The sequence below is a fragment of the Mycobacterium sp. SMC-13 genome, from assembly GCF_045311035.1.
GTDB lineage: Bacteria > Actinomycetota > Actinomycetes > Mycobacteriales > Mycobacteriaceae > Mycobacterium.
The window spans coordinates 81,461-106,291 of sequence record NZ_JBJIAI010000015.1; the positions used below are offsets into that span (position 1 = coordinate 81,461).

24 protein-coding genes and 1 tRNA gene are annotated in these 24,831 nt (G+C 68.0%); 15 read left to right on the forward strand and 10 right to left on the reverse strand.

Annotation, left to right across the window (positions count from 1 at the left end; genetic code table 11):
• Positions 1-56: 56 nt before the first annotated feature.
• On the forward strand, positions 57-479 hold the full coding sequence (locus ACJH6I_RS21150) for a nuclear transport factor 2 family protein (protein WP_318984638.1): 423 nt from the start codon (positions 57-59) through the stop codon (positions 477-479).
• Here the strand turns inward: ACJH6I_RS21150 and ACJH6I_RS21155 are convergent.
• Genes ACJH6I_RS21155 through ACJH6I_RS21170 form a run of 4 tightly spaced genes read right to left on the reverse strand, consistent with a single transcriptional unit; the run spans position 467 to position 5,839 of the window.
• Positions 467-1,465: an NAD-dependent epimerase/dehydratase family protein gene (locus tag ACJH6I_RS21155; RefSeq protein WP_318984639.1), complete on the reverse strand. Its 999-nt coding sequence runs from the start codon at positions 1,463-1,465 to the stop codon at positions 467-469. The genes ACJH6I_RS21150 and ACJH6I_RS21155 overlap by 13 nt on opposite strands.
• Complete coding sequence (locus tag ACJH6I_RS21160; protein ID WP_318984640.1) at positions 1,465-2,439, reverse strand: SDR family NAD(P)-dependent oxidoreductase; 975 nt, start codon at positions 2,437-2,439, stop codon at positions 1,465-1,467. Before ACJH6I_RS21160 ends, ACJH6I_RS21155 begins: the two co-directional genes overlap by 1 nt.
• On the reverse strand, positions 2,439-4,676 hold the full coding sequence (locus ACJH6I_RS21165; protein WP_318984641.1) for an MMPL family transporter: 2,238 nt from the start codon (positions 4,674-4,676) through the stop codon (positions 2,439-2,441). Before ACJH6I_RS21165 ends, ACJH6I_RS21160 begins: the two co-directional genes overlap by 1 nt.
• Positions 4,673-5,839 carry a thiolase family protein gene (locus tag ACJH6I_RS21170; protein ID WP_318984642.1) on the reverse strand — a complete coding sequence of 389 codons (1,167 nt, stop codon included), beginning with the start codon at positions 5,837-5,839 and terminating at the stop codon, positions 4,673-4,675. The genes ACJH6I_RS21165 and ACJH6I_RS21170 overlap by 4 nt, the downstream gene beginning before the upstream one ends.
• A gap of 461 nt (positions 5,840-6,300) precedes the next feature.
• Here ACJH6I_RS21170 and ACJH6I_RS21175 point away from each other — a divergent pair, with 461 nt between their 5' ends.
• Genes ACJH6I_RS21175 through ACJH6I_RS21195 form a run of 5 tightly spaced genes read left to right on the forward strand, consistent with a single transcriptional unit; the run spans position 6,301 to position 10,617 of the window.
• On the forward strand, positions 6,301-6,924 hold the full coding sequence (locus ACJH6I_RS21175; RefSeq protein WP_318984643.1) for a PaaI family thioesterase: 624 nt from the start codon (positions 6,301-6,303) through the stop codon (positions 6,922-6,924).
• Positions 6,925-7,839: an SDR family NAD(P)-dependent oxidoreductase gene (locus ACJH6I_RS21180; protein ID WP_318984644.1), complete on the forward strand. Its 915-nt coding sequence runs from the start codon at positions 6,925-6,927 to the stop codon at positions 7,837-7,839. It abuts the gene before it with no gap.
• 15 nt (positions 7,840-7,854) lie between these two features.
• Positions 7,855-9,216: a cytochrome P450 gene (locus tag ACJH6I_RS21185; protein WP_318984645.1), complete on the forward strand. Its 1,362-nt coding sequence runs from the start codon at positions 7,855-7,857 to the stop codon at positions 9,214-9,216.
• Between the two features lie 9 nt (positions 9,217-9,225).
• Positions 9,226-10,203: an enoyl-CoA hydratase/isomerase family protein gene (locus tag ACJH6I_RS21190; RefSeq protein WP_318984646.1), complete on the forward strand. Its 978-nt coding sequence runs from the start codon at positions 9,226-9,228 to the stop codon at positions 10,201-10,203.
• A gap of 9 nt (positions 10,204-10,212) precedes the next feature.
• Positions 10,213-10,617, forward strand: coding sequence for an HIT family protein (locus tag ACJH6I_RS21195; RefSeq protein ID WP_212808180.1), 405 nt, complete (start codon positions 10,213-10,215; stop codon positions 10,615-10,617).
• On the opposite strand, the gene ACJH6I_RS21200 is transcribed toward ACJH6I_RS21195, so the two are convergent.
• Positions 10,564-12,096 carry a HAMP domain-containing sensor histidine kinase gene (locus ACJH6I_RS21200; protein ID WP_318984647.1) on the reverse strand — a complete coding sequence of 511 codons (1,533 nt, stop codon included), beginning with the start codon at positions 12,094-12,096 and terminating at the stop codon, positions 10,564-10,566. The genes ACJH6I_RS21195 and ACJH6I_RS21200 overlap by 54 nt on opposite strands.
• A 35-nt stretch (positions 12,097-12,131) precedes the next feature.
• Positions 12,132-12,851 (reverse strand): response regulator transcription factor, encoded by a 720-nt coding sequence (locus ACJH6I_RS21205; RefSeq protein WP_020098732.1) that lies wholly within the window; start codon positions 12,849-12,851, stop codon positions 12,132-12,134.
• Between the two features lie 132 nt (positions 12,852-12,983).
• On the opposite strand from ACJH6I_RS21205, the gene ACJH6I_RS21210 reads away from it, so the two are divergent.
• From ACJH6I_RS21210 to ACJH6I_RS21220, 3 genes are all read left to right on the forward strand, one after another.
• Positions 12,984-14,288: a hypothetical protein gene (locus tag ACJH6I_RS21210; protein ID WP_318984648.1), complete on the forward strand. Its 1,305-nt coding sequence runs from the start codon at positions 12,984-12,986 to the stop codon at positions 14,286-14,288.
• 48 nt (positions 14,289-14,336) lie between these two features.
• Positions 14,337-14,408: transfer RNA gene (locus ACJH6I_RS21215), tRNA-Thr, on the forward strand.
• Between the two features lie 46 nt (positions 14,409-14,454).
• Entirely contained in the window at positions 14,455-14,859 is a 405-nt protein-coding gene (locus ACJH6I_RS21220) for an HNH endonuclease (protein ID WP_318984649.1), read from the forward strand.
• Positions 14,860-14,875: 16 nt separating this feature from the next.
• Here ACJH6I_RS21220 and ACJH6I_RS21225 read toward each other — a convergent pair whose 3' ends face one another.
• From ACJH6I_RS21225 to ACJH6I_RS21235, 3 genes are all read right to left on the reverse strand, one after another.
• Entirely contained in the window at positions 14,876-15,898 is a 1,023-nt protein-coding gene (locus tag ACJH6I_RS21225) for a tetratricopeptide repeat protein (protein ID WP_318984650.1), read from the reverse strand.
• On the reverse strand, positions 15,895-17,121 hold the full coding sequence (locus ACJH6I_RS21230) for a 26S protease regulatory subunit (protein WP_212808175.1): 1,227 nt from the start codon (positions 17,119-17,121) through the stop codon (positions 15,895-15,897). Before ACJH6I_RS21230 ends, ACJH6I_RS21225 begins: the two co-directional genes overlap by 4 nt.
• 76 nt (positions 17,122-17,197) lie before the next feature.
• Complete coding sequence (locus ACJH6I_RS21235) at positions 17,198-17,341, reverse strand: hypothetical protein (RefSeq protein WP_212808174.1); 144 nt, start codon at positions 17,339-17,341, stop codon at positions 17,198-17,200.
• 134 nt (positions 17,342-17,475) lie between these two features.
• Here ACJH6I_RS21235 and ACJH6I_RS21240 point away from each other — a divergent pair, with 134 nt between their 5' ends.
• From ACJH6I_RS21240 to ACJH6I_RS21255, 4 genes are all read left to right on the forward strand, one after another.
• Positions 17,476-18,873 carry a threonine/serine exporter ThrE family protein gene (locus tag ACJH6I_RS21240; protein ID WP_212808173.1) on the forward strand — a complete coding sequence of 466 codons (1,398 nt, stop codon included), beginning with the start codon at positions 17,476-17,478 and terminating at the stop codon, positions 18,871-18,873.
• Between the two features lie 6 nt (positions 18,874-18,879).
• Complete coding sequence (locus ACJH6I_RS21245; protein WP_212808172.1) at positions 18,880-19,245, forward strand: hypothetical protein; 366 nt, start codon at positions 18,880-18,882, stop codon at positions 19,243-19,245.
• Between the two features lie 94 nt (positions 19,246-19,339).
• Positions 19,340-21,382 carry a DUF4185 domain-containing protein gene (locus ACJH6I_RS21250; RefSeq protein WP_318984651.1) on the forward strand — a complete coding sequence of 681 codons (2,043 nt, stop codon included), beginning with the start codon at positions 19,340-19,342 and terminating at the stop codon, positions 21,380-21,382.
• A gap of 2 nt (positions 21,383-21,384) precedes the next feature.
• Positions 21,385-21,876, forward strand: coding sequence for a hypothetical protein (locus ACJH6I_RS21255; RefSeq protein ID WP_212808170.1), 492 nt, complete (start codon positions 21,385-21,387; stop codon positions 21,874-21,876).
• A gap of 4 nt (positions 21,877-21,880) precedes the next feature.
• Here ACJH6I_RS21255 and ACJH6I_RS21260 read toward each other — a convergent pair whose 3' ends face one another.
• Entirely contained in the window at positions 21,881-22,879 is a 999-nt protein-coding gene (locus ACJH6I_RS21260) for an AraC family transcriptional regulator (protein WP_212808169.1), read from the reverse strand.
• Positions 22,880-23,029: 150 nt separating this feature from the next.
• Between ACJH6I_RS21260 and ACJH6I_RS21265 the strand changes: the two genes are divergently transcribed.
• Positions 23,030-24,460, forward strand: a complete 1,431-nt coding sequence (locus tag ACJH6I_RS21265; protein WP_318984652.1) for a DUF1254 domain-containing protein — start codon at positions 23,030-23,032, stop codon at positions 24,458-24,460.
• A 56-nt stretch (positions 24,461-24,516) separates the two neighbouring features.
• The gene (locus tag ACJH6I_RS21270) at positions 24,517-24,789 is read left to right on the forward strand and encodes a hypothetical protein (RefSeq protein WP_212808167.1); all 273 of its coding nucleotides are present in this window, start codon (positions 24,517-24,519) and stop codon (positions 24,787-24,789) included.
• Positions 24,790-24,831: the final 42 nt, after the last annotated feature.

Genomic DNA, 24,831 nt, shown 5'->3' on the forward strand with positions numbered 1-24,831 from the left:
AGTCGGCCTGGGGGACGTCCCAGGCCGACTCGGCGTTGTCCGTAGGAGGAAAACCCTTGTCCGACAGTCCCGTTGTCATCGCCTCGCAGTCGTCGTGGCGATGCGTGCAGAGCCACGACCGCGAGGGCTGGCTGGCCCTGATGGCCGACGACATCGTCGTCGAAGACCCGATCGGCGAGGCCGTCACCAACCCCGACGGCACGGGAGTGAAGGGCAAGGAGGCGCTCGCCGCCTTCTACGACACCAACATCGGTCCTAACCAGCTGACGGTGACGTGCGAGGAGACGTTCCCGTCCAGCTCGCCCGACGAGATCGCCTACATCCTGGTGCTGCGCACCGAATTTCCGAACGGCTTCGTGGCCAGCGTCCGCGGCGTGTTCACCTACAAGGTCAGTGCCGAGGGGCTCATCACCAACCTGCGCGGGTACTGGAACCTCGAGGCCATGAAGTTCGAGCAGCCGGCCGATCAGGCCAACTGATTGTCGGCGTAGAACCGGGCCGCGCGGCGAATCGCGTTCACCGTCGGCTCCGGTTCCCAGCCCAGCTCCCGCCGCGCCTTGCTGTTGTCGGCCGGTGACGTCATGTGCAGCAGCCGCGTGATGGTGACCAGCGGCGGAATCTTGCCCGGGCGCACCGCACGCAGCGGCTCCGTGGCGTAGGCACCGGCGTACATCGCGGCCTTGGGCACCCCGAATCGCGGTGGCCGCACACCGGTTTCGTCGGCCGCCGTCTCGAGGATGGTGCGCAGCGGCAGGTAGCTCTCCGAGATGATGTAGCGCTCACCGACGCGGCCGTGCTCGGCGGCCAGCAGCAGCGCCCGGGCGGCGTCCTCGATACCGACCACTTCCGCGGCCGCATCAGCGGCATAGAACCGCATCCGGCCGGCCGCGGTACGCGCCACGATCTCGCCGTGCGGCGTCGGCTGCCAGTCCCGAGGGCCATAGGTGTTCGACACACACATCGCGACGGCCGGCAGCCCCCGCTGCGCCACCGCATCCAGCACGAGTTGCTCTGCGGCACGCCGTGATCGGACGTAGTCGCCACCCTTGTCGGCCCAGTTGAACGGCGTGTCCTCGGTGACGACGGAGCCGTCATCGCTGACGGCGATGGTGCAGATCGTGCTGACGAACACGAACTTGTCGAGATCGGCGTCCACCGCGATGTCCAGTACCCGCCGCAGTCCGTCGACGTTGGTCCGGAACAACGGCGCCGGGTCCGGCAGCATGGCCCGGGCGTCGACGACGCAGTAGAAGACGACGTCCCGATCGCACATGGCGGCCCGCACCGCGTCGTCGTCGAAAATGTCTCCGTAGCAACGCTCGACGTCGAGATCGTCGATGCCGCGGGTCGAGCTGGTCTCCCGCAGCAGCACCCGAACGTCGTCGCCGCGCTCGACGAGCTGGCGCGTGACGTGCGAGCCGAGGAAGCCACTGGCTCCCATCACCAGAGACTTGCGCGGTGCCATCAGGCGCGCGGCCCGACCGGCCGGCCGAGCAGGCGGTCCGGTTGCGACCACCACGGCGCGGCGTCGGCCTCACCGATCCCGGTGATGTCGTTGGCTTCGACGAAGTATTCGTGCACCCGTGCGGGGTCGACGGCGGGTGCGCGCTTGCCCCATTTGACCGAGAGGAAGCCGCTGTCCCCCATCGACTTCTGGTGCAGCACATAGGGAGACATCGACCGCGCACCGCGGCCGACGGTGACCCCGCCGAACGTCCACGCGATGTACGGGAGCACCCGGCGCCAGTACACCTGGCTGAACGTGCCGCGTTCCCGCAGAATGTTCGTGCCCGGCATCACGCCCGGATCGAAGTACGCCGCGGACATCCCTTCGGGCACCAGCTGCCCCGCCGCGCGCGACAGATAGAACAGACCGAGCTTGGTACGCGCGTAGGCCTGGACACCGTCATCGCTGGGCAGGCACTGCTCGGCGAGCGGCTGCCATTCCGCGGTCTTCACCCGCGCCAGCCGCTGGAACAGCGTCTGGCGAATGGTCGGGGACCCGACGATCATGATCCGGGCATCAGCGGCCAGCTGCGGGCTGATCCGCGCCAGCAGCGCGTGTGGGCCGAAAAGATTGGTGGCGACGGTCAATTCGATGCCGTCAGGGCTGAGTTCACGGGCGTCGTTGCGCAGCACCGCAGCGTTGAGCACGACAGTGCTGAGCGGCGGGATGACGCCGTCCGTCACCAGGCACGCGATCTCGTCTGCGGCGCGACGCACGCTTTCGCGCGAACCCTGGTCGCACACCACGATGTGGGTGGTGCCGTCGGCCGCGCGGTCACCGAGCAGCGCCTTGAGTTCCTCGCCCCGCTCGGCGTTCCGGACGGGCAGCACGCAGTGCCAGCCCGGCGTTCCCACGATTCGTTTCGCCAGTCCGAGCCCCAGCCCGGAGGTGGCGCCCGTCAGCAGCAGACTGCGGGTTTCCATCTGATTCATCACCCGACTTCCGCTGGAACCGACGAATTGCTGGACGGTGCCCCCTCATTCAGGCCGATGCGGGCATGCAGGCGAGCCAGCGGCGCGGGCGCCCACCAGTTGGCCTTGCCCAGCAGCACCATGACGGCCGGGAGCAGGATGGTCCGGATCACGATGGCGTCCACCAGGATCGCCACCGCCAGCCCGAACCCGAAGATACGCAGGAACGACACCTGCGAAGCGATCAATCCGGCGAACGTGATGGCCATGACGAGCGCCGCGGCAGTGACGATCCGGCCGGTTCCGGCCAGACCGAGAGCCACCGATTCGCGGCCGGCCACATCGGATTTGTCCGAGGCGAGCCAGAATTCGCGGATGCGAGCGATGATGAACACTTCATAGTCCATCGACAGCCCGAACGCCACGCAGAACATCAACACTGGCATGGTCGACACCAGGGTGCCCACGACCGTGGTCCCCAGCCCACCGAGGTGCCCCTCCTGGAAGATCCACACCAGCGCCCCGAACGTCGCAGTGAGCGACAAGGCGTTGAGCACCAACGCTTTCAGCGGGATGATCACACTGCCGCTCAGCAGGAACAGCAGGACGAACATCACCACGGCGATCAACCCGAGCATCGTCGGCACCCGGCTCGCGATGGCCTCGACGCCGTCGCGGTTCGACTGCGCGGCGCCCGTGAACAGCGGCGTCATGCCGGCCGGCGGCGGCACGGCGTGCAGCCGGTCCAGCGCTTCGTCGGACGCCGCGCTGAACGGCAGCGTCGTGGTGGTGACGGTCAGGAAGCTGGCGTCTTTCCCGGTACCGGCTTCGTGCCCGGCGGGCCCGATCGCCCGGCCACCGGCATAGGTGGCACCCGGCCCGGCCGCGGCCACCACGGTCGGCACCTTGGACAGCTCGGCGGCGTAGGCGTCGATGGCGGCGTTGTCACGGGACCCGTTGCCGTGCAACAGCACGATGTGCACCGGCAGCCCGGCGTCCTGCGTGAAGTCGCTGCGCACGTGGTCGCCCACCTGCCGGGCCGACGATGTGGTCGGCAGGATGCGGTCGTCGGGGAAGCCGAACTTGATGTTGAGGAACGGCAGTCCGACGATCACGAGCGGAATCAGGGTGACGGCGGCGGCGATCCTGGGACGGCGCATCACGGCGTGCGTCCAGGTGTACCACCGTGATTCGGTGAGCGGTCCGCGCCGGCCCGGCTTGCCGATCCGCTTGCCGGCGACGCGGATGGCGGCCGGCGTGATGACGAGCGCCGCGAGTGCGGCCATGGCCACCACCGATACCGCGCCGTACGCGAACGACCGCAGGAAGTACATCGGGAAGACCGCCATGGTCGCCAGGCACAGCGCGACGGTGGCCGCCGAGAACACCACCGTGCGGCCCGCGGTGCGCATGGTGCGCCGCAACGCCTCGTCGGGGTGGGAGCCGTCGCCGATCTCTTCGCGGTATCTGCTCACCAACAGCAGTGAGTAGTCGATCGCCAGGGCCAGGCCGAGCGCCACGGCGAGGTTGAGCGCGAACACCGAGACGTCGACGAACTCGGCCAGAACCCGAAGGATCGCAACGGAACCCGAGATCGCGAAGGCTCCGACCGCCAGGGGCACCAGGGCGGCGACGACGCCGCCGAAGACCCACACCAGCACCAGGAATGTCAGTGGCAGCACGATGGCCTCGCTGAGGGTCAGGTCGTGCCGGCTCTGCTCGTTGACGGCGGAGTACACCGCACCGGGGCCGCCTGCCGAGATCGTGAGGCCCGGATCGCGTTGGCCGACATAGCGTTCCACCAACGCGGTGGAGGACGCTATGCCGGTGGTCTCGTTGCCGTCCATGAAGGCGATGACCAGGGCCGAGCGCCCGTCCTTGCTCACCAGGCCGGCCGCGACCGGATCGGGCGCCTCGAACGGCGACAGCACCCGCGCGACGTGTTCGGTGCCGCGCAGCTCGGTCACCAACCGGTCGACCGCAGCCCGCTGAGGAGCAGCGGTCACCGGCACCCCCGGGTCTCTGGCCTGCACCAGCAGGTTCAGGTTCACGAAGCCGCGATGGAACTCTTCGGTGAGCACCTTGTTGGCGCGGTTGGACTGGGCGTCGGGGTCGGTGAAGCCGCCGGCGCCGAGCAGATCCGCGACGGGCGCGGACAGGATGCCGAAGACCGACATCAGCAGGACGGTGGCGACGAGAATTCGCTTGGGCGCGGCGATCACCGCGCGCGAGATCAGATCGAGCATCGCCCGGGTCACGCAGCCTTCGGGAAGACGTTGAGCACGACGGCGGCACCCAGGCCACCCGCGCTGACGATCGCGCCCGCGCCGATGCCGCCGCCGCGGCGCTGCAGTTCGTTGATCAAGGTGCCGGCCACGCGCGTACCGGAGGCGCCGTACGGGTGGCCGAGTGCCAGACCGCCGCCGTGCACGTTGAGCCGGTCGCGGCTGATGTTCAGCGAGCGCTCGTAGGCGATGCCGATCGAGGCGTAGGAGTCGTGGACGTCGTACAGGTCGACGGCTTCGGTGTCGATGCCGGCGCCGTCCAGGGCACGCCGGGTGGCGGTGATCGCCGCATCGGTGGCGCGCTCGGGCTCCGAACCGACGACGGACCAGCCGATGATCTCGGCAAGCGGGGTGAGGCCGTGGCGGCTCGCGAAGTCAGGGTCGCAGATCATCATCGCGGCGGCGCCGTCGGTCAGGCCCGTCTGGTTGCCGGGCGTCACCGTGCAGTCCTCGCCGAGGAACGACGTCAGTGCCGACAGATTGGTCATGTTGAATTCGCGGCACGGCAGCTCGTCGGCGAAAACTTCTGTGCCGTCGACGCTTACCGCGACCTTCTCGGTGTCCAGGACACCGCCCTCGATGGCGTCCGAGGCCAGCGTGTGCGCCCGCGCGGACCACTCGTCGACCTCCTGCCGCGTCAGGCCGTACTGCCGCGCGGTGCCTTCGCCGAGCGTGCGGGCCAGGTCGAGCGCGGGCATCTCGCCGATGCCGGGATGCATCGGGGCGATCTGGGTGTCGGTGATCCCGGTGGCCGCGAAGTGCGGACCGGCCAGCGGCGACGCCGAGGGCGTGTTCAGGCCACCGGCGATGACGCAGTTGCCCATGCCCGCCTTGATGGTCGCGACTGCCTGGTGCATCGCCATCATTCCCGACGCACACCAGCCGCCGACCGCAACGGCGGGAGTGTCCAGCGGCAGTCCCATGTCGAGGGCCGAGTAGCGGGCGATACATCCGCCGCCCTGCAGCACCTCACCGAGCACGATGTTGTCGATCAGTTCGGGGTCGACACCCGAGCGGTTGATGACCTCGCGGATCACGGTGCTGGCGAGGTCGAACTCGGAAACGTTGGCCAGTCCACCTACCAGCGAACGCGTGAACGGGGTTCGCGCATACGCAACGACTACGGGATTGGTCAAGGTTCTTGTCCTCCTCGGCAACGACGTCCGCATACGGCACCGCGCAATCCGCGGACTGCCCAGAACTGTCGTGTGCGCGCGGACATAACGGCATGGCTGTTCTTCGGGGTGCTGATTCCAGCGACTAACGGCAATAGTTTGTAGCACGCGAATCGGACGCGGTCTATATTCCAGACGCGTAAATATCCACGTCAAGAGCGTTAATTATGAATTTAGCGAACTAGTTAGAACTTGTTTCAATATTTGCATATGGCATGGATCGGTGTAACCCCGGTCACAGTCGGAACGACGTTGGCGCACAACCGATAACACCGTTTCGAACGCCACCCGCCGACGCCATGAATCGGCCCGTTGACCGCGCAGTCAATTCAGTGGAGCCCGTCGCCGTGGCAAACCAGCGGCCGACGTCGCAGCAAACTCTGGGCTCGACAGCATCCGGTAGAACATGTTCTAGTAGCGACATGCTCGACTTCAGCACCGACACCCTCAGCCCGGAGGAAGCGCAGCGCCTCCGTTCCGTATTCGAGCCCCTGACCCAGTCGGTCCGCGAACTGATGGACGCGACCGCCCGCAGCGACGCCGATGCCGACGTCATCGCGGCCGCGAAAGCCGAAATCGATTCGGCCACCGCGCGTTTGCGCTCCAAGCAACTGGAGAAGACGTGGGGCCTGCGCTTCACCACCGAAGGCGAATGGCTGCCGTGGACCAATGCCGTTGTGGGCGTGCGGAACCCGGTCGCGCCGCCGCTGACGGTCGTCCTCGAGGCCACCGACTACGTCTGGTCCGAGTTCTCCCTCGGCGCCGCCTACGAGGGCCCGCCCAACCACGCGCACGGCGGCGTCTGCGCCATGATCCTCGACCACGTGCTGGGTGAGGTGGCATCGAACGACGGCACCACCCGGTTCACCGGCACCATCAACGTGAAGTACGTGCGACCCACCCCGCTGGGCAAGCTGCGGGCCGAGGCCCGCATCGTGCGCACCGAGGGCTTCAAGGCCTACGGGGTCGCCCACATCGCCGACGACCAGGGCGTCACCATCGAAGCCGAAGGCGTCTTCATCCAGCCCAAGTGGGCCCGCGGCTAGATGGCGCGGTCGACCGGCGCCGAAGACTGGCTCAGCGCCCACATTCCTGACCAGACCGGCCGCACGATCCTGATCACCGGCGCCAACGGCGGCCTCGGTGCCGCCACCGCGCGACACCTGGCGGCCGCCGGCGCCCGGGTCATCCTGGCGTGCCGCCGTCCCGCACAGGCCGAGGCACTGGCCGCCGAAATCGGTTCTGCCGCAGAGACTCTGAACCTCGACTTGGCCAGCCTGGACTCCGTCAAGTCCGCGGCGGCATCCTGCGGCCCCGTCGACGCCGTCATCGCGCTGGCCGGCGTCTGTCACGTGCCCTACGGCCTGACCGCCGACGGTTTCGAATTACACACCGGCATCAACCATCTCGGGCATTTCGCGTTGGTCGGCCGGCTCCTGGACCGGATCACCGATCGGGTCGTGGTGGTCACCAGCCGCGCGCACGAGTTCGTCGGGCGGCCGGGATTCGGCAAGCTCATGCCCGCCGATCCGGGCTGGCGTACCCGCCGCTACTCCGCGTTCGACGGGTACTGCCAGGCCAAGCTCGCCAACCTGCTGTTCGCCAATGAACTGCAGCGCCGCCTGACGGCCGCCGGCAGCACGGTGAAATCGGTATCCGCACAACCCGGTTGGGCCGACACCGACGCCGGCATGCACTCGGGCCGCAAGTGGGGCGACCTCTCGTGGCGCGCCTCGTGCCGCGCCATCGGCCAGCCGGCCGACGTCGCGGCCCTCTCGATCACCTACGCCGCCGCCGCGGACGACGTTGACGGTGGCGGCTACTACGGACCCGACCGGTTCTTCGGGATGCGCGGACTACCGGCGCCGGCCAAGGCCGGACGCGCCGCCACCGACCCGGCCCTGATGACCGCGAATTGGGTTGCCGCCGAACACCACACCGGTGTCCGGTACGACATCTGACGACAGGAGCCGACCGTGTCAACCGACGCACCGGACGTCGCCCGGCTGCCCCTCGCCCCCGACGTACCTTTGAGTCTGCGCGAGCGCATCGCCGCGATCCAGGTGGCGCACAGTGGATGTGAGACGTTCCGCGACGCCGGCGGCCCGGTCACCACCGTGCGCATCGCGCCGAAGTGGATGATGCCGCCGATCATCGCCGTCACCTCGCCGCAGGGTGCCCGCGACGTCCTGACCGCCACGTACCCGGCCGTCGACCGTGACTTCCCGTTCATGACCGAACAGCAGAAGCTCAACGGCGGCTCGCTGCTGAACTTCAGCCACAAGGAATGGGTCGGGCGGCGCCGCATGCTGCAACCGGTGTTCACCACCGCGCGCATCGCCGAACTCAACGAGCAGATGTACGACATCGCCACCGACGCCGCGACCTCGTGGCGTGACGGGTCCGAGATCGACCTCGACCAGGAGAGCCGGCGGATCACCATGCGAGTGCTCGGCCGCACCATCATGGGTTTCGAACCAGGTTCGTACACAGACGAATTGGTCGATCCGCTGCGCCGGATCAGCAAGTACATCGCCGACCGGGGCCGCGCGCCGGTGAAGCTGCCGAGCTGGGTCCCGACCCGGGAACGACGCTTCGCGGTCAGGTTCAACAAGGTGGCGCACGACCTCGCCGCGCAGATCCTGCAGGACTGCCGCGCCGATCCGCAGCTGAGCGCGCCCCTGGTCCGAGCCATGATGGAGGCCCGCGACCCCGAGACCGCGGAACCGTTGACCGACGAGGAAATCTGCCACGAGCTCGTCATCTTCCTGGCCTCCGGACTGGAGACCACCGCGACGACGCTCGCCTACGCCCTGTGGGCACTCGGCCGTCATCCTGAGATCTCCGACCGGGTCGCGGCCGAGGTCGCCGCGGTCGACGAGACGGCGCTGCGAACCAATCCGCGCAGCCACCTGCCCTACACCGTCAGCGTCATCCAGGAGGCCCTGCGGCTGGGCGGCCCGACGCCCGCGGTGATGCGCATCGCGCGGCAGGACATGGCCGTCGACGGCTTCCGCGTCGAGGCCGGCAGCATGCTCATGGTCGGCGTCTACGCCATGCATCGTGACCCGCAATTATGGGACCGCCCATTGGAATTCGATCCCGACCGGTTCAGCGGCGGCCGTTCGCGCATGCAGTGGCAGTTCCTGCCGTTCGGCGGTGGGCCGCGGTCGTGCATCGGCGAGTTCTTCGCCCTGACCGCGGCGACCCTGGAGCTCGCGTCGATCGTCCGGCACTGCCGGCTGACGTCGCGCGAAGCGACGTTCCCCATCACCGCGCCGCTCACCATCGTGCCGGACGGGCCCATCCCCGCCCTGGTCCAGACCGTGAACTCCTAGGAAGACGCCGTGCCACGACGAGCCCCGGTACGCACCGCCGAACTCAACCTGGAAACCCTGACGCTGCACCAGGACGGCCGCGTCCTCACCGCGCGGTTCGACGACCCGCCGAACCATTTCCTGTCACTGCGGCTGGTCAAGGACATGGACCGGCTCACGCGTGCCGCGGATCAGGACCCGTCGGTCGGCGCCGTCGTCCTGACCGGCACCGGTGACAAGTTCATCTCGCACTCCGAACCCGAACAGGTCCAACTGTTCTTCCAGATGGCGACGCCGCCACTGCCGTCGCGCGCGGTGACCTGGTCCATCAAGCTGAACAATGCCGCCATGCGGGTGCCCGCCCTGCTCAAGGCCACCGAGACCCGTGGCGGCGACTGGGGCACCGGCATCGTCTACAGCGCCATCCTCAAGCGGACCATCACCCGGATGAACCGGTCGGGCGTCGTCTATATCGCGGCCATCAACGGCACCGCCCTCGGCGGTGGGTTCGAACTCGCGCTGTTCTGCGACCTGCGCATCGCGGCCGACGCCGACCAGGTCCGTATCGGGCTGATCGAGATTCTGGCCGGCCTCGTGCCGGGAGGCGGTGGGAGCCAACGACTTCCGGCCATGCTCGGGATGTCCGCCGCGCTGGAGCACATGCTGGAAGGCCGCCCGCTGACCGCGCGTGAGGCACTCGACGCGGGCATCGTGCACCGGCTCGCCCCTGCCGAGGGATTGCTCGACGACGTCTATGCCACCGCGCAGCGCCTGTCCCGCCGCTCGCCCTACGCCATCGCGGCCGTCAAACGCGCCGTCTACTTCGGCGGCAACAGGTCATTGTCCGGCGCCCTCGACTTCGAGCTCGCGGGATTTGTCGGGACCGGCCGAAATCCGCGAAAGCACTTGACAGCGGACGCTTTTCAGCAGGACTACGAGGCCATCGGCGACAGTCCCTTCGCCAGGGACATCGAGCCCTGGCTGTCGGGCACCCGCGTCGCGCAATAGGCTGGGACCATGCCGTCCGTCTTCACCATGATCATCAACCGCGACCTGCCGGGCCGATTCGTCTACGAGGACGACGACGTCGTCGCGTTCCTGACCATCGAGCCCATGACGCAGGGTCACACCCTGGTCGTGCCCCGGGCCGAGGTGGACAACTGGCAGGACCTGGATCCCGAACTGTTCAACAAGGTGATGGCGGTGTCGCAGAAGATCGGTCGCGCCGTGTGCTCGGCCTTCGACACCGAGCGCGCCGGCGTCATCATCGCCGGGCTCGAGGTGCCACACCTGCACGTGCACGTGTTCCCGGCCCGCAACCTGTCCGACTTCGGGTTCGCCAACGTCGACCGCAACCCGTCGCCGGAATCACTCGACGAGGCTCAGGCCAAGATCATCGCTGCCCTCGCCACCGTCGGCTGATTCGGCCGATTCGGCGCCGTCGGCTGAGTCGGCCGCATCGCCGATACGTGGCAGGCGCACCGTGAATCGGCAGCCCTGGCCCGGCGCGGTGGTCACCGTGACGACGCCGCCGTGCGCCCGCACCAGCGAGTCGACGATCGACAGCCCGAGGCCCGTGCCGCCGCTGGTCCGGGTTCGTGAGGAGTCGGTGCGGTAGAAGCGTTCGAAGATGCGGTGGGCGTCCTCGGCCGACAGGCCGGGGCCCTGATCGCAGACCTCGAGCACCGCGTCGCCGTCGACGGTGCCGACGCGCACCGTGATGCCGCCGGTCTCCGGCGTGTGCTGCACGGCGTTCATCATCAGGTTGCCCAGTACCTGGCGCAGCCGCGCTTCGTCGCCCAGGACCTCCGGCGTGCCGGGCCCGTCCAACAACTCCAGCGACACCGTCCGCCGCGGTGCGATGGACCGCGCGTCGTGCACCGCGTCTGTCGCCAGGATCAGCAGGTCGACGGGCCGCTGCTCCAGTGGCCGCTGCTGGTCCAGCCGCGCGAGCAGCAGCAAGTCCTCGACCAGCAGACCCATGCGCCGGGCCTCGCTCTCGATGCGGCTCATCAGCATCTCGACGTCGCTGGCGGCGCCCTGCCGGTACAGCTCGGCGAATCCGCGGATGGTGGTCAGCGGCGTCCGCAGCTCGTGGCTGGCGTCGGTGATGAAGCGCCGCATGCGCTCCTCGGACGTGCGCGCGGTCTCCGCCGATTGCTCCGACGAGGCCACCGCGTTCTGAATCTGCGCGAGCATTCCGTTGAGCGCCAACGACAATCGTCCGACCTCGGTGCGTGAGTCGCGCTCGGGAACACGGCGGTCGAGCTGCCCCGCCGCGATGTCGGCCGCCGTCCGCTCCACCTCGACGAGGGGCCGCAGGCTGCGGTGCACCGCGACGTACCCGGCGATGCCCAGGATCAACAGCACGGCAGCACCGATGCCGACCTGAGACCACGCCAGTGCCCGCACTGTCGACGCCACGTCGGAGAGGTCGATCGCGACCGTCGTCAACTCCCCGGCCGGGCCGCGCACCGTCATGGCCCGCCATTTCACGTCGGAGTGGTGGATCGAGCCGACCGTCGTCGGGACGGGCCCGACGTCATTGCTGTCCGGCAGCGCCGGTTGCGCGTCGTTGTCGTTGACGGCGATCCACACCCGCCCGTCCGGGTCGATCCCGCGGACATAGAAGTTCGACGGCGGCCGCGCCGGGTTCGGGCCTTCGATGGGCGTGGCCGGGATGCGCCGCGGTTCCTGTGCCCAGCTGCGCGAGGCATCCAGCAGCGTCTCGTCGACGCGGTTGATCAGGCTGTGCTGCATGATCGAGGTGACGGCGAGGCCGGAGGCCAGCAGACCACAGGCCGCGAGCAGCACCATCGCGGCGACCAGCCCAACCCGCAGCGGAATGCCGCGGGTACCGCGCCATCTCCCGTCGCTGCGCTCGCCCAGTCGGCGTGTCATCACTCCATTGTTGGCGATGTCCGCCCAAAAGTGTCTCAGCGCGGCTCGCGGAGCACGTAACCCACACCCCGCAACGTGTGCAGCAGGCGCTTCTCGCCGGTGTCGATCTTGCGGCGAAGGTACGACACATAGGACTCGACGACGTTCACGTCGCCGCCGAAGTCGTAGCGCCACACGTGGTCGAGGATCTTCGGCTTCGACAGCACCGTGCCCGCGTTGATGATGAAGTAGCGCAGCAGCGTGAACTCGGTGGGCGACAGCGAAACCGGTTCGCCGGCCTTCCACACCTCGTGGGTGTCCTCGTCGAGCTCGATGTCGGCGAACGTCAGCCGGGCACTGCGCGGCTCTTCGACACCACGGCCGGTGCGGCGCAGGATCACCCGCAACCGGGCCACGACCTCTTCGAGGCTGAACGGCTTGGTGACGTAGTCGTCGCCGCCGAGCGTCAGGCCCGCCACCTTGTCCTGCAGGCTGTCACGGGCGGTGAGGAAGAGCGCGGGCGCGTCGATGCCGTCGGCGCGCATGCGGCGCAGCACACCGAACCCGTCCATGCCGGGCATCATGACGTCGAGGATCACCGCGTCGGGTTTGACCTCGCGGGCCTTGTCGAGTGCGGCGGGGCCATTGGAGGCGGAGTGCACCTCGAAGCCCTGGAACTTCAGGCTGACCGACAGCAGCTCGACGATGTTCGTCTCGTCGTCGACTACCAGGATCCGCGCTTCGGGGGTCGCCTCAGGAACTGCAGCCATGGCCATGCAGCCATGGTCCTCGCAGGCCTTAAATCCTCCCTGCCTGGTGGCTGTGAAGATACTGTGAGTCGCGCGGCCATTTGCCAGACCTCCCGCACCAGGGCACATCAGATGTGACCGGCGCCATACACTTGGCCGATGGATCTGGGTAAAGCCCTGTCAGACCTGGCCGCGGCGCCGATCAAGATCGCCACCGTCGGCCTCGAGATCGCCGGCGACACCGTCACCGCCGTTCAGCGCGGCCTCAACGGCGGCGGGCCGGCCATCGTCGCCCCGTCGATGAGCCGCATCTTCGGCTTCGACGACGCCCTGAGCCGGGCCGGCCGCCTCACCCGACTGATCGACGACGACGCTCCGCTCGGCCGGGCGCTCGCCCCGGGCGGTGTGCTCGACCGGTTGCTCCGCCCGGGCGGCCTGGTCGATCAGATCAGCCAGGACGGCGGCCTCCTCGACCGCCTGACCGCCGAGGGCGGCGCCGTGACACGGGCCCTGGCACCCGGCGGCGTCATCGACCGGCTGACGCTCGACGGCGGCCTGCTCGATCAGCTGACATCCGACGACGGCGCGTTGTCCCGCGTGCTCGCCCCGGGCGGCTTCGCCGAACAGGTGCTCGCCCCCGACGGGGTGGTGGACCGGGTGCTCAGTGAGGACGGCATCGCCGCCCGCCTGATCGCCAAGGACGGACCGGCCGACCGCGTCCTCGCCGACGGCGGTGTGGTGGACCGGCTGCTGAGTTCGGGCGGCATCGTCGACCGGCTGCTCGAACCGGGTGGGCCGGCCGACCGCGTCCTCGCCGACGGCGGCGTCGTCGACCGCGTGTTGTCCACCGACGGCATCCTCGACCGGGTGCTCGCCCCGGGTGGAGTGGCCGACCGTGGCCTCGCCGAAGGCGGCGTCGTGGATCAGGTGCTCGCCGACGGCGGCATCGTGGACCGCGTCCTGCGACCGGAGGGCATCGCCGATCGGTTGGTCGGCGAAGGTGGCATCGCCGATCGCCTGTTGGCCGACAACGGCGTCGTCGACCGCGTGCTGCGCGCCGACGGCATCGCCGACCGCCTCCTCGGCGACGGCGGGCCCGTCGACAAGATGCTCTCCGACGGCGGCCTCGTGGACCGACTGCTCAGCGAAGGCGGTATCGCCGAACGGCTGCTCGACGAGGGCGGCGCGATCGACGTCCTCACCGCACCCGACGGTGCCCTGATGAAGTTGAACGACGTCGTCGACAACCTCAACCAGCTGGCCCCCGTGCTCGCCGGGCTGGCTCCGACCGTCGACAAGCTGTACGACGCGGTGCTGGTGCTCAACGACGCGGTGAATCCGCTGAGCAACATCGCCGGGCGCATCCCACTGAGCCGCCAACGCGGCAAGCGCGCCGCCAAGGCCGCGGCCGCGCGGCAAGCCGTCGAACAGAATGGGCAGGACCAGCCGGGATCCAGCCAGTGACGCTGACGGGTTAGGATTCTGGGCGGTTCGGGCATGCTCGAACCGCATGCCTCCTTAGCTCAGTGGTAGAGCATCTGTCTTGTAAACAGAAGGTCGTCAGTTCAATCCTGACAGGGGGCTCAGATAGCCGTAGCCGCTTGTCGGTGGCCCGTCGTAGTGTCCGCGCATGAGGTCATGTCTCGCTTGCGGTAGCCCGCTCTCGAAGCGCAGTCAGAAGGTCTACTGCAGTAACGCATGCCAGGCATCGGCCCGCAGCGACGCCAGCACGAAACGTTGGCTTGAAACGGGCGTCGGGCGAATCGACAGCCATCAAGGCCATTACATCCGGGATTATCTTCTCGGCGCTCAATCCGGCTGCTGCGCCATCTGCGGTGGCGACACAACCTGGCAAGACCTGCCGCTGGTGTTGGTACTGGACCACATCGACGGCGACCCAACGAACAACCGTCGCGAGAACCTGCGGCTGATCTGCCCGAACTGCGACTCCCAGTTGCCGACGTACAAGAGCCGCAACCGCGGCAACGGCCGCCACTTCCGGCGCGAGCGATACGCCAACGGCCAGTCGTACTAACCGACCCTCCTATCTCCTACTGCCGCGTGAAGCGACCTACCCAGGCCAGCACGAGGGTCATGATGAGCAGCATCGGCGCACCGATCTGCACCACCTCCAACTGGCGGGGGCTGACGACTGTGAGAGCTCCCAAGATCACCGCGACAACAACGACGACAAGGCGCACCGCCAGCAGTGGCCCGCTCTTCAGCGCCGAGGCCAAGGTCCGGCGCCCGACGGTGACAACCAGCTTTCCCAGCGCGGCGCCGAGACCGACAGTCGCCACGGCGATCCCGACTCGCGGCCACAGCCCCAGCGTGTTCCCCGGAGCTGCCGTGACGAGCAGCAGCCACAGGAGGAACAACACTCCGGCAGTGCACCACCGCAGCCACCGGGCCATCGCGAGCGCGATGTTGCTGCGCGCCAAACCGCCGAGGGCCGGGTCCAGCGTGCCGGCGCCGAGGAAACCCCGCAGCGCACCCAACAGCCGGCCCCGCGACATCCGGTTGACCGCCAGGTTGTGTGTCGCTACCGCGTGATCGGGTTGCAGCTGCAGCGCGGCAGTGTATTCCGCATCGGACTCGGCGGTTCGCGACATCTTCCGAAAGATGTTCCCTCGTAGGACAAACAGCGAAGGATCGGTGGGTTCCAGACGGATCGCTTCGGTGGCCTCGGCCAGTGCGGCATCCAGCCAGCCTTCGTCCGACAGGATCTGGGCGTACACCAGGTGGGTCCGATACCCGTTCGGATCGACGCAGACGGCCCGCCATGCCATCCACTTCGCCTCGTTGAGTCGGCCCTGCCCTCGAAGTGCCAACGCGTACAAGCGAAGCGCGTGCTCGTCATCAGGGGCTGATTTCAGTGCCGCATAGAGCCGGCGCTCGGCACCGATGTAGTCGCCGAGCCCGACGGCGGCCTGGGCATCGAGGGTCAACAGCACCGGGTCATCCGGCGCCGTCGAAAGCGCGGCGGCCAGCACCTCGCGGGCGCGCTGATGGTTGTCGACGTCGAGGTACAGCCGCGCCCGCTGCAGCGCGGCCTCGACACTTTCGGCGGTCACCGAATCTTGTTGCGACGCAGGTACTTCGCCAGCTCGTCGTAGGTACCGTCCCGATTGCCGAATTCGACGACGTTGCGGGCCGTATCGAACCAGGGACCGGTAGACGGGCGGACCTGCCGCAGCGCCGCCTCCACATCGGACATCCGCACCGGCCGCACCTGCCCGGTGTGCAGCGAGTCCGCCATCGCCAATTGCGTTGCGGTGTCACAGACATGAGCCAGATCCGCGCCGGAGAATCCTGCCGTCCGGGCCGCCAATGCGGACAGGTCGATTCCCTCGATCGGGCGATCCTGCAGATGCAGTCGCCCGATGCTGGCCCGGGCCTCGGTGTCGGGCAGACCGACGAAGACCATCCGGTCGAAACGTCCCGGTCGGCGCAGCGCCGCGTCGACATCCCACGGCGCGTTGGTGGCGCCCAGGATGTACACACCGTCGTTGCTGGCCGATGCCGAATCCAGTTCCTCCAGAAGCGTGTTGACGATGGTCCGGATGCCGGACGTACCGCTCAACGCGGACCGGCGGTGGCCCAGTGCGTCGACCTCGTCGAAGAACAGCACACAGGGCGCGTTGCGCCGCGCAGTGTCGAAGACCGAGCGGATGCTGCGCTCGCTCTCACCGAACCATCGGTGCAACACGTCCGCGATGCCGACCTGATAGAAGTTCGCGCCCAACTCGCCCGACACCGCCTTGGCGATGAACGACTTCCCGCACCCGGGCGGTCCGTAGAGCAGCAGACCGCCGCGCGCCGACATCTTGTAGGCCTTCATCAACTCAGGGTTACGCAGCGGCCCGAGCAGCGAGAGCTCGAGTTGTTTCTTGACAGCGTCCATGCCACCGACGTCGGCGAGCCGGACTTCGCTGCGGGTAACCGCCTCGAAGTCGTCCTCACCCACTGCCTGAGCGGGTTCGTCGACGAACGCCGGCTTGATGATGTCGGATACCTGGTCCTCCGCCGCTTCCCAGTCGAACGATGGCTTTGGTTGCGGTACAACAGATTCCGGCGGTGGTGCCGGGGCAGCAAGCGCCGCGGTGCATTGCTGCAACAAGCCCTGCGCCGTGGTGTCGGTCGGGTCGGCGGCCAGCACCGCACCGCAGTGCGTCAACGCCTCGGCGTGCCGGCCCCGTTCCGCCAGCAGTCCTGCCAGGTGCAGGCGCAGAGCCAGTGCGTCCGGACTCTGCTCGACCGCTTGCAACAACTGCGCGATCACCGGATCGTCGGTCACCTTCATCCCCCTCGCCCCACGCTGACCTCAATCCTAGGTCGGCGGTTCCTGCACATGCCCGGTGATGCGGCGGGCATCACTTCAGCCGGTGACCGGCGAGGACCGCCAACCAATGCTCGCCGGCGATCGCGAGGGCGACCGTGACCAACAACGCCACCACCACCGGCCACCAGCGGGCCGACCGCCGCCACCATCGGCCGCCCGGCCGAAAGTCCCTCACGCCGACTCCCCTCTGAACGCGTTCGCAAGGTGTAGTCGGCGGACCGACGGCCAACCGAACGTCGCCCGGCCGTGATCTGGCACACGGCACCGCGCAAATGCTGGCGGTTCACACCTGGGACCTACGATTCTGTTGTGACACTGCGTGATCGCGTCGCCTCCGCGCGGCGGCGAATTCTCGGTGACCGGCCGTCCACCGCCGACACCGCGGGACTGCCCGTCATCGCACCGGCACAGCCCGTCGACCTGAGCGACGAGCGCGCCGTCACCGAAGTGGTCGAGCTGGCGATGAACGTCGGCGAGGTGCTGCTGGACTCCGGCACCGGTGCCATTGACACCAGTAAGCAGATCGCGTTCGTCGCCGCGACCTACGGGCTGCCGGACTGCGCCGTCGACGTCACCTACAACGCCATCCACGTCTCTGCCCGCCGCGGTCCGGGACTGCCGCCGACCAACTACATGCGCACGGTGAAGTACCGCTCGCTGGACTACACCCGGCTCGAGCAGGTGGACACGCTGCTGCGGCAGATCGGCCGCGGCCACCTCGGCCTCAAGCCCGCCCGCGCGGCCTTGGACCACATCGTCGCCGCCGACCATCCGTATTCACGCAAGGTCGCGCTGTCGGGTTGGGCGCTGATGGCGGCCGCGGTGACGCTCATGCTCGGCGGCAGCCCGACGCTCGCCGTCGTCTCGTTCGTGACCACCGCCGCGATCTACGGAACCAACGTCTCTCTCGGCAAGCTCGGGCTGCCCTACTTCTTCCAGCAGGTCATGGGCGGTTTCATGGCGACGGTCCCGGCCGCGTTCATCTACAAGCTGGCCATCGAGCACAGCGCCATCGTCGCGCCGTACCGCATCATCGTGTCCGGCATCATCGTGCTCATGGCCGGGCTGTCGCTCGTCGGTTCGGTGCAGGACGCCATCACGGGTGCGCCCGTCACAGCGGCCGGCCGGTTCATCGAGGTGATGGTCTACACCGCGGGCCTGGTCGGCGGCGTGGGCATCGCGCTGCGACTGACCAGCACCCTCGGCGCGAGCCTGCCGCCGATGCAGCAGGAGGTGCTCCCCTATGCGCCGCTGCCGATCATGGTGCTCACCGGCGGCCTGGCGTCGGCGGCCTTCGCGCTCGCCAGCTACGCGTCGCTGAAAGCGCTCACCACCTCGTTCGCGTCGGGCGCTGTCGGCGCGGGTCTGGTCGGGTCGATCCTGAACGCGGGGCTCGGCCCGATCGTGGCCTCCGCGGTCGCCGCCACCGTCGTCGGCCTGGCCGGCGGCCTGCTGGCGCGGCGCGCCGTCGTCCCGCCGATCATCGTCGCCGTCGCCGGCATCACTCCGCTGGTGCCCGGTCTCGCCGTCTACCGCGGGCTGTCCGAGATCATGGCCGGCCAGACCCTGGCGGCCATCTCAAATCTGTTCACCGCCGTCATGGTCGGTTGCACGCTGGCCGCCGGGGTGACCCTCGGAGAATGGGTGGCGCGCACCATGCGGCGTCCGCGTCTTCCCCGCCGACTGCTCGGCTCGCGCGTAGCGTAAGGCGCCATGTCCGAGACCGGAATCTGGATTGCCTGGGGACTGCCCACCCCGGGACGGGAACTGCATGCCCTCGCGGCGCTGCGCGACGCCCGCGGCTACCTGCAGGCCCTCGTCGACGACGGCCGGATCGAAGGCTTCGACGTCACGGTGCTACGCCCGCAGACGACCGAGCTGGGCGGGTTCATCCACATCAAGGGCACCCGCGTCCAGATCGACATCCTGCGCCGCACTGGGGATTTCGAGCGCTGGGCCACCGGAATCCAGCTGATCGCCGACCGGGTGGCCTTCGTCGACAGCTGGGTCGATCGCGGCATCGACCACGCCATCGAGTTGTACGAGGACGCACTCCGCGAGGCCGGGCTGCTTCGCTGACGGTGTCGAAACTGAAACAACCGTCCAAAAGTCTCCCGCGGTTCGAGCCGATGTTGTTCCATTAGTTAATTAGCTGAAACAGCAGGGAGACACGATGAGCGCCGCACGCTACGTCGGCCGGGTCGGAAGGCTCGCCGTCGCACTCGGCATCGGAACCGCGATCGCATCGGGCCAAGGCGTCGCATGGGCCGACCAGACTGAATCAGGAACGCCCGCCGGCCCGGCGGCCACGTCCACGACAGGCGAGAACGCCGGCGCGTCCGGCACTTCGGGCAGCCCCACCAAGCCGCGTCGCGACAAGCCCCGGCCCAAGAAGGGCGGCGACAAGACCGAGACTCCGGCCGCGGGCAGCACCGGCGACAGCTCGTCCGACCCCAAGGCCGATCCCAAGTCCGATCCCAAGGCCGAGACCACGCCCGAACCCAAGACCGACAAACCCACCAAGCCACCGGCCAAGGGCCGTGAGCGCACGAACAAGCCGAAGAACGACAACCCGAGCGACACCGCGACGGTCCCGAAAACCCCGAAACGTCCACAGCTGACTCCGGACAAGCCCGCCGCCAAGCCGCTGGCCGCCCAGCAGACCGCGGCGCCCAAGCCGGTTAGCGTGGCGGCCGTCGCACCCACGGTCATGAAGGTCACCACCAGTGCGGTCACGGCGTCGCCGAGCCCGGTGTCGGCGACGACGAACCTGCTCACCCCCAACGTCACCGCACCCACGGTCAAGCCGACCAACCCGGTGGCCGCCGTGATGAAAGCCGTGTCCGGCGCGCTGAATTGGGCGTTCAACCCGTTCGGCAGCCCGGCCCAGCCGACGCTGGCGTGGACCGTGCTGGCGTTCGCGCGCAAAGAGATCGACAACCTCCTGACGGCGATCAAGCCGCAGAACGTCGTCAGCGCACTCACCACCACCGGCCAGGTGCTGAGCAATCCCATGGCCGCACTCACCACGGTCATGAACCCGCGGCCGGCCTGGCCCACACCGGGTCAACAGCTCAGTCCCTCGACGAGTTTCGTCGACTGGGTGACGGGTAACTTCGCGCCCAACGACACCTACAACCGGTTCGGCGTCTGGGGCACCGACGTCGGCACCGCGTGGGACAACGGCATCGCCGACGATCCCAGCACCCCGATCAACGAGCACCAGGTGTTGATGGCGTTCGGCGACACCTTCAGCGGCCCCAACATGACCGGGAACTGGCTCAACAACATCCTGTTCCGCTCGTCGGATGCCAACCTCGCCGACGGCATCTCGATCCCGGCCGGTCAGTGGTTCAACGGCAACATGTTCGGCGGTACGCCGCTGTCGTCGCCGACGACAGCACGCCAGATCATCCTGCCCGCCAAACTCCCGGCGGGTCTACCGTCCGGGGTGACGCTGATCCCGACCTCCGGCATCTCGGTGCCGACGCCGGGCACCCAGTTCGGCGCCACCCAGTACCTCAGCTTCATGTCGGTCAAGCAGTGGGGCGCGCCCGGGCAATGGACGACGAACTACTCGGCGATGGCCTACTCGACCGACAACGGCGAGAACTGGACCATCGCACCGCAGAGCGTCCGCCAGAACTGGGGCGGCAACGCCAATTTCCAGCAGGCGGCCCTGGTTCGTCCGGGGGACGGCTACGTCTACTCGTATGGCACCCCGAACGGCCGTGGCGGAGCGGCCTACATCTCGCGGGTGGCCGAAGCCGACATCCTCGACGTGTCGAAGTACGAGTACTACAACAAGGGCAGCGCAGGCGGCTGGTTCGGCATCGGTGCGATCAAACAGGGCTGGTACAAGGACCCGTCGAAGGCCGGCGTGGTGTTCGGCAGGGACACCGGCGCGTGTGGCATCGGCAAGCCGGGCAACCAGGTCAGCGAGATGTCGGTGCAGTACAACCCGACGCTCGGCAAGTACGTGACGCTCTACGCCGACCAGTTCAACAACGTCGTGCTGCGCACCGCCGACGCCCCACAGGGCACGTGGTCGGCGGCCACCGTGCTGATACCGCAACAGAACGGCGGCATCTACGCGCCCATGATGCAACCCTGGTCGCCGTCGACCCTGGGCACGGGTACCGACTTGTACTGGAACCTGTCACTGTGGAGTGAGTACAACGTCATGCTGATGAAGACCGATCTGACGAAGCTGTAGCCATGATTCGCACGACCGTCGCGATGGCCGCAGTCGCCCTGGCGACCGCGGTCGCGCCCCTCTGCGCGGCTGATCCCGTTGCGCCACAACAGGATCAGCCGTGTCCGCCGACGGCGGACGAAGCCACCACCATGCCGACGACGCCGGCGCCCAGGTCGGGCGCCAACACCCCGCTGCAGTGCCACGAAGGGCGCTGGCAGCCCGTCGCACTACCCGCGGAACCCAGCGACCGTTGGTGGAGCACCGGCCCCGTCATCGCCCTGCACGGTCAGGGCATGCGTAATCCAAACCTGATGTCCGGCAAGTGGAGTGGCACGCCGCTCGGTCCTGGGAACCGATGCCATGTCGAGCAGCGCGCGGTGATCAGCGCCGGTGTGGTCAGCGCGCCCGTGGCGACCGACGGCGGACCGGACCAAACGCTGCACTTCGACGTGGCGCCCACCGCGTCCTCGGTCGAGTTCTCCGGCTATTGCCTCTGGACGCGGCTCGGCTGAGTCGTCAGCGCCGGCCGTTCCGGTAGGCCGTGGGCGTCGTGCCGAACCACCGCTTGCACGACCGCGTGAGCACGCTCTGTTCGGCATAGCCGAGATTCCGGCAGAGCTGGTCGAGGGTCAGCTCGGTATCGAGCAGTAACCGCTGCGCGGTCTCGCGGCGGATCTGATCGACCAGGTCACCGAACGTCGCGCCCTCGGCCGACAGGCGTCGCTGCAGCGTCTTCGGGTGCAGGCCGACATGCCGGGCGATGTCCTGCAGCCCCACGGCTCCACCCGGCAGCAACTGACGGACCAGGGTGCGGACCAATTGCGTTGTGGCAGGCTCAGATTCACCGATGGTGTTCATGAGGTAGTCCATGGCCGTCTGATGCGCGATGCGGTCGGTGGGCAACGGCCGCTCCAGGTCGGCGGCGCGCAGCGTGAAGCCGGCGACCGGTTCACCGAATGACGGCGGGCAGCCGAAGTAGGACTGGTACTCGCCGGCCGGGGTGCGCGCCGAATGCGGCAGGTGCACCGCGAGCGGGCGGTAGTCCGGACCCAGGAAAAGTCGCAGCACCTGCAGCGTGACACCGAGCGACAACTCGATGGCCTGCGCCTGCGGCGGTGCCGGGTCCAGGAGGTACTCGAACTCGAAGCGGCGCAGGTCGGTTCCGGCGGGGACGGTGATCCGGGCACTGATCGCGGGGCTGTAGGCGGCCATGAACTTGTCGAAGATGACGAACGCATCGGCGACCGTTTCGGCGTTGCGGGCCGCCAGCCCGACGGGTCCGAGGATGTCGATGTTCTGGCGCAATGCAAGTCGACGTCCGAAATCGGGAGTGCGCAGTGCCACCGCCGCGGCCTCGAGCGCCAGGGCGCCGCTGGGCAGGGAGATGAACCGATCGTGACGGCCGATGTCCGCGCTCGCGATATGCGCCGCGGCCAGCAGCGCGTCACCGTCGCCGCCGAGTTCAGCAACCAACTCGGGAAAGCACGTGAGCGCCGTACCCCGGATCATCGCCATGTCTCTAACTGTCAAAAATTTGTCGCGAAATGTCAAGACACAAACCGGTATGGTGCAGCACAGTCGAATCCCACGATCAGCCGGTGCAGCGTCGCGCCGCAGGTACAGGCAATGTGTCCTGCACAACAACGAAATAGGAGCACTTCCCGTATGCTGCACAGACATCGCCGGTGGACCCGGACGCTGGCTGCCCTGACCATCACAGCGCTGGCGGCCACAGCCGCCGGCTGTGCCACATCCAGCAAACCGTCGAAGCTGTCCGCCGACGAGGCCAAGGCCATCGCGGTCGACGCGTACGTCTACGGCTACGCCCTCAACACCGTCGAGATGACGCGGCGGGTCATGACGAACGTCGCCCAGGTGCAGGCGCCCCGGGCCCCGATGGGGCAACTGATGCGCATGCAGGAGTACCCGAACGCCGCGTTCCGCGACGTCACGGCGCCCAACGCCGACACGCTCTACACAAATGGGTTCATCGACGTCAAAGACGAGCCGTGGATCCTGACGCTGCCCGACGCCCACGACCGGTACTACCTTTTCCCGATGCTGTCGGGCTGGACAGATGTGTTCCAGGTTCCCGGCAAACGCACGACGGGCACCGGCCCGCAGACCTACGCCATCACCGGCCCGAACTGGAAGGGCACGCTGCCCGCGGGCGTGACGGAGTACAAGTCGCCGACGTCGACGGTGTGGCTGATGGGTCGCATCTACTGCGATGGCACGCCTGCGGACTATGCCGCCGTGCACGCGATGCAGGACCAGATTTCGCTGGTGCCGCTGAGTTCATACGGAAAGCCCTACACCCCGCCGGCCGGGAAGGTCGACCCCAGCATCGACATGAAGACCCCGGTCCGTGACCAGGTTGAAAACCTCAGTACCGAAGCCTATTTCGACATGCTTGCCGCCCTGCTGAAGGACAACCCGCCCGCCGCGGCCGACAAGCCGATCATCGAGAAGATGGCCCGCATCGGCATCGTGCCCGGCGAGAAATTCGACATCACCAAGCTCGATGCCGATGTGGCTGCCGCGCTGAAGTCCGTACCCAAGGACGGCGTCGCGAAGATCATGGGCCACTACGGCACCCTGAACACCATCAACGGGTGGCAATTCACCACCAAGACGGGCGAATACGGCACCGATTACCTGCAGCGCGCGTTGATCACCGCCATCGGGCTGGGCGCGAACCGGCCCCAGGACGCGGTCTACCCGACATCGAAAACCGATGCCGCGGGCCAGCCGTACAACGGCGCCAACAAGTACGTGATGCACTTCGCCAAGGACCAGCTGCCTCCCGCCGAGGGCTTCTGGTCACTGACGATGTACGACGAGGGCTACTTCTTCGTCGCCAATCCCCTCAACCGCTTCACGCTCAGCCAGCGCGACAACCTGGCCCGCAACCCCGATGGATCCGTGGATCTGTATCTGCAGCACGACAATCCGGGACCGGAGAAGCAGGCCAACTGGTTGCCCGCACCCGCCGGCGCCTTCAACCTCATGCTGCGCCTCTACTGGCCGAAGCAGAACCCGCCGTCGATCATCGATGGCACCTGGCAGCCACCGGCCGTGACAAAACTCCCGTAAGCCACGAAACGTACTCGACGCGAGCCGATTTCGCCTTGATCAACCCAAGGAGCACCATGACACCACGCATCACCGCACTGGTTTCCGTCCCACTGATGGGCGTGGCCCTGGCCGTGGCGCCGTTGACGGTGGCCCCCACCGCCGCCGCGGATGTCTGCGCCAGCGCGGGCGGCCGGCACTTCTCCGCCGGCGGCTGCACCAACATCGCGGGCGACGTCGCCGTCGGCACTGCCATTGCGGCGGCGCACGTCCCGTATGTCGCGGGTGAAGTTCCCTGCTACACAGACGAAGGCGTGCCGTACTACACGCCGCCCGGCGCCCCCTGCTGATACTCGGCTGTTGCCCTGGATGGCGCTGTCCCGAACTGTCAA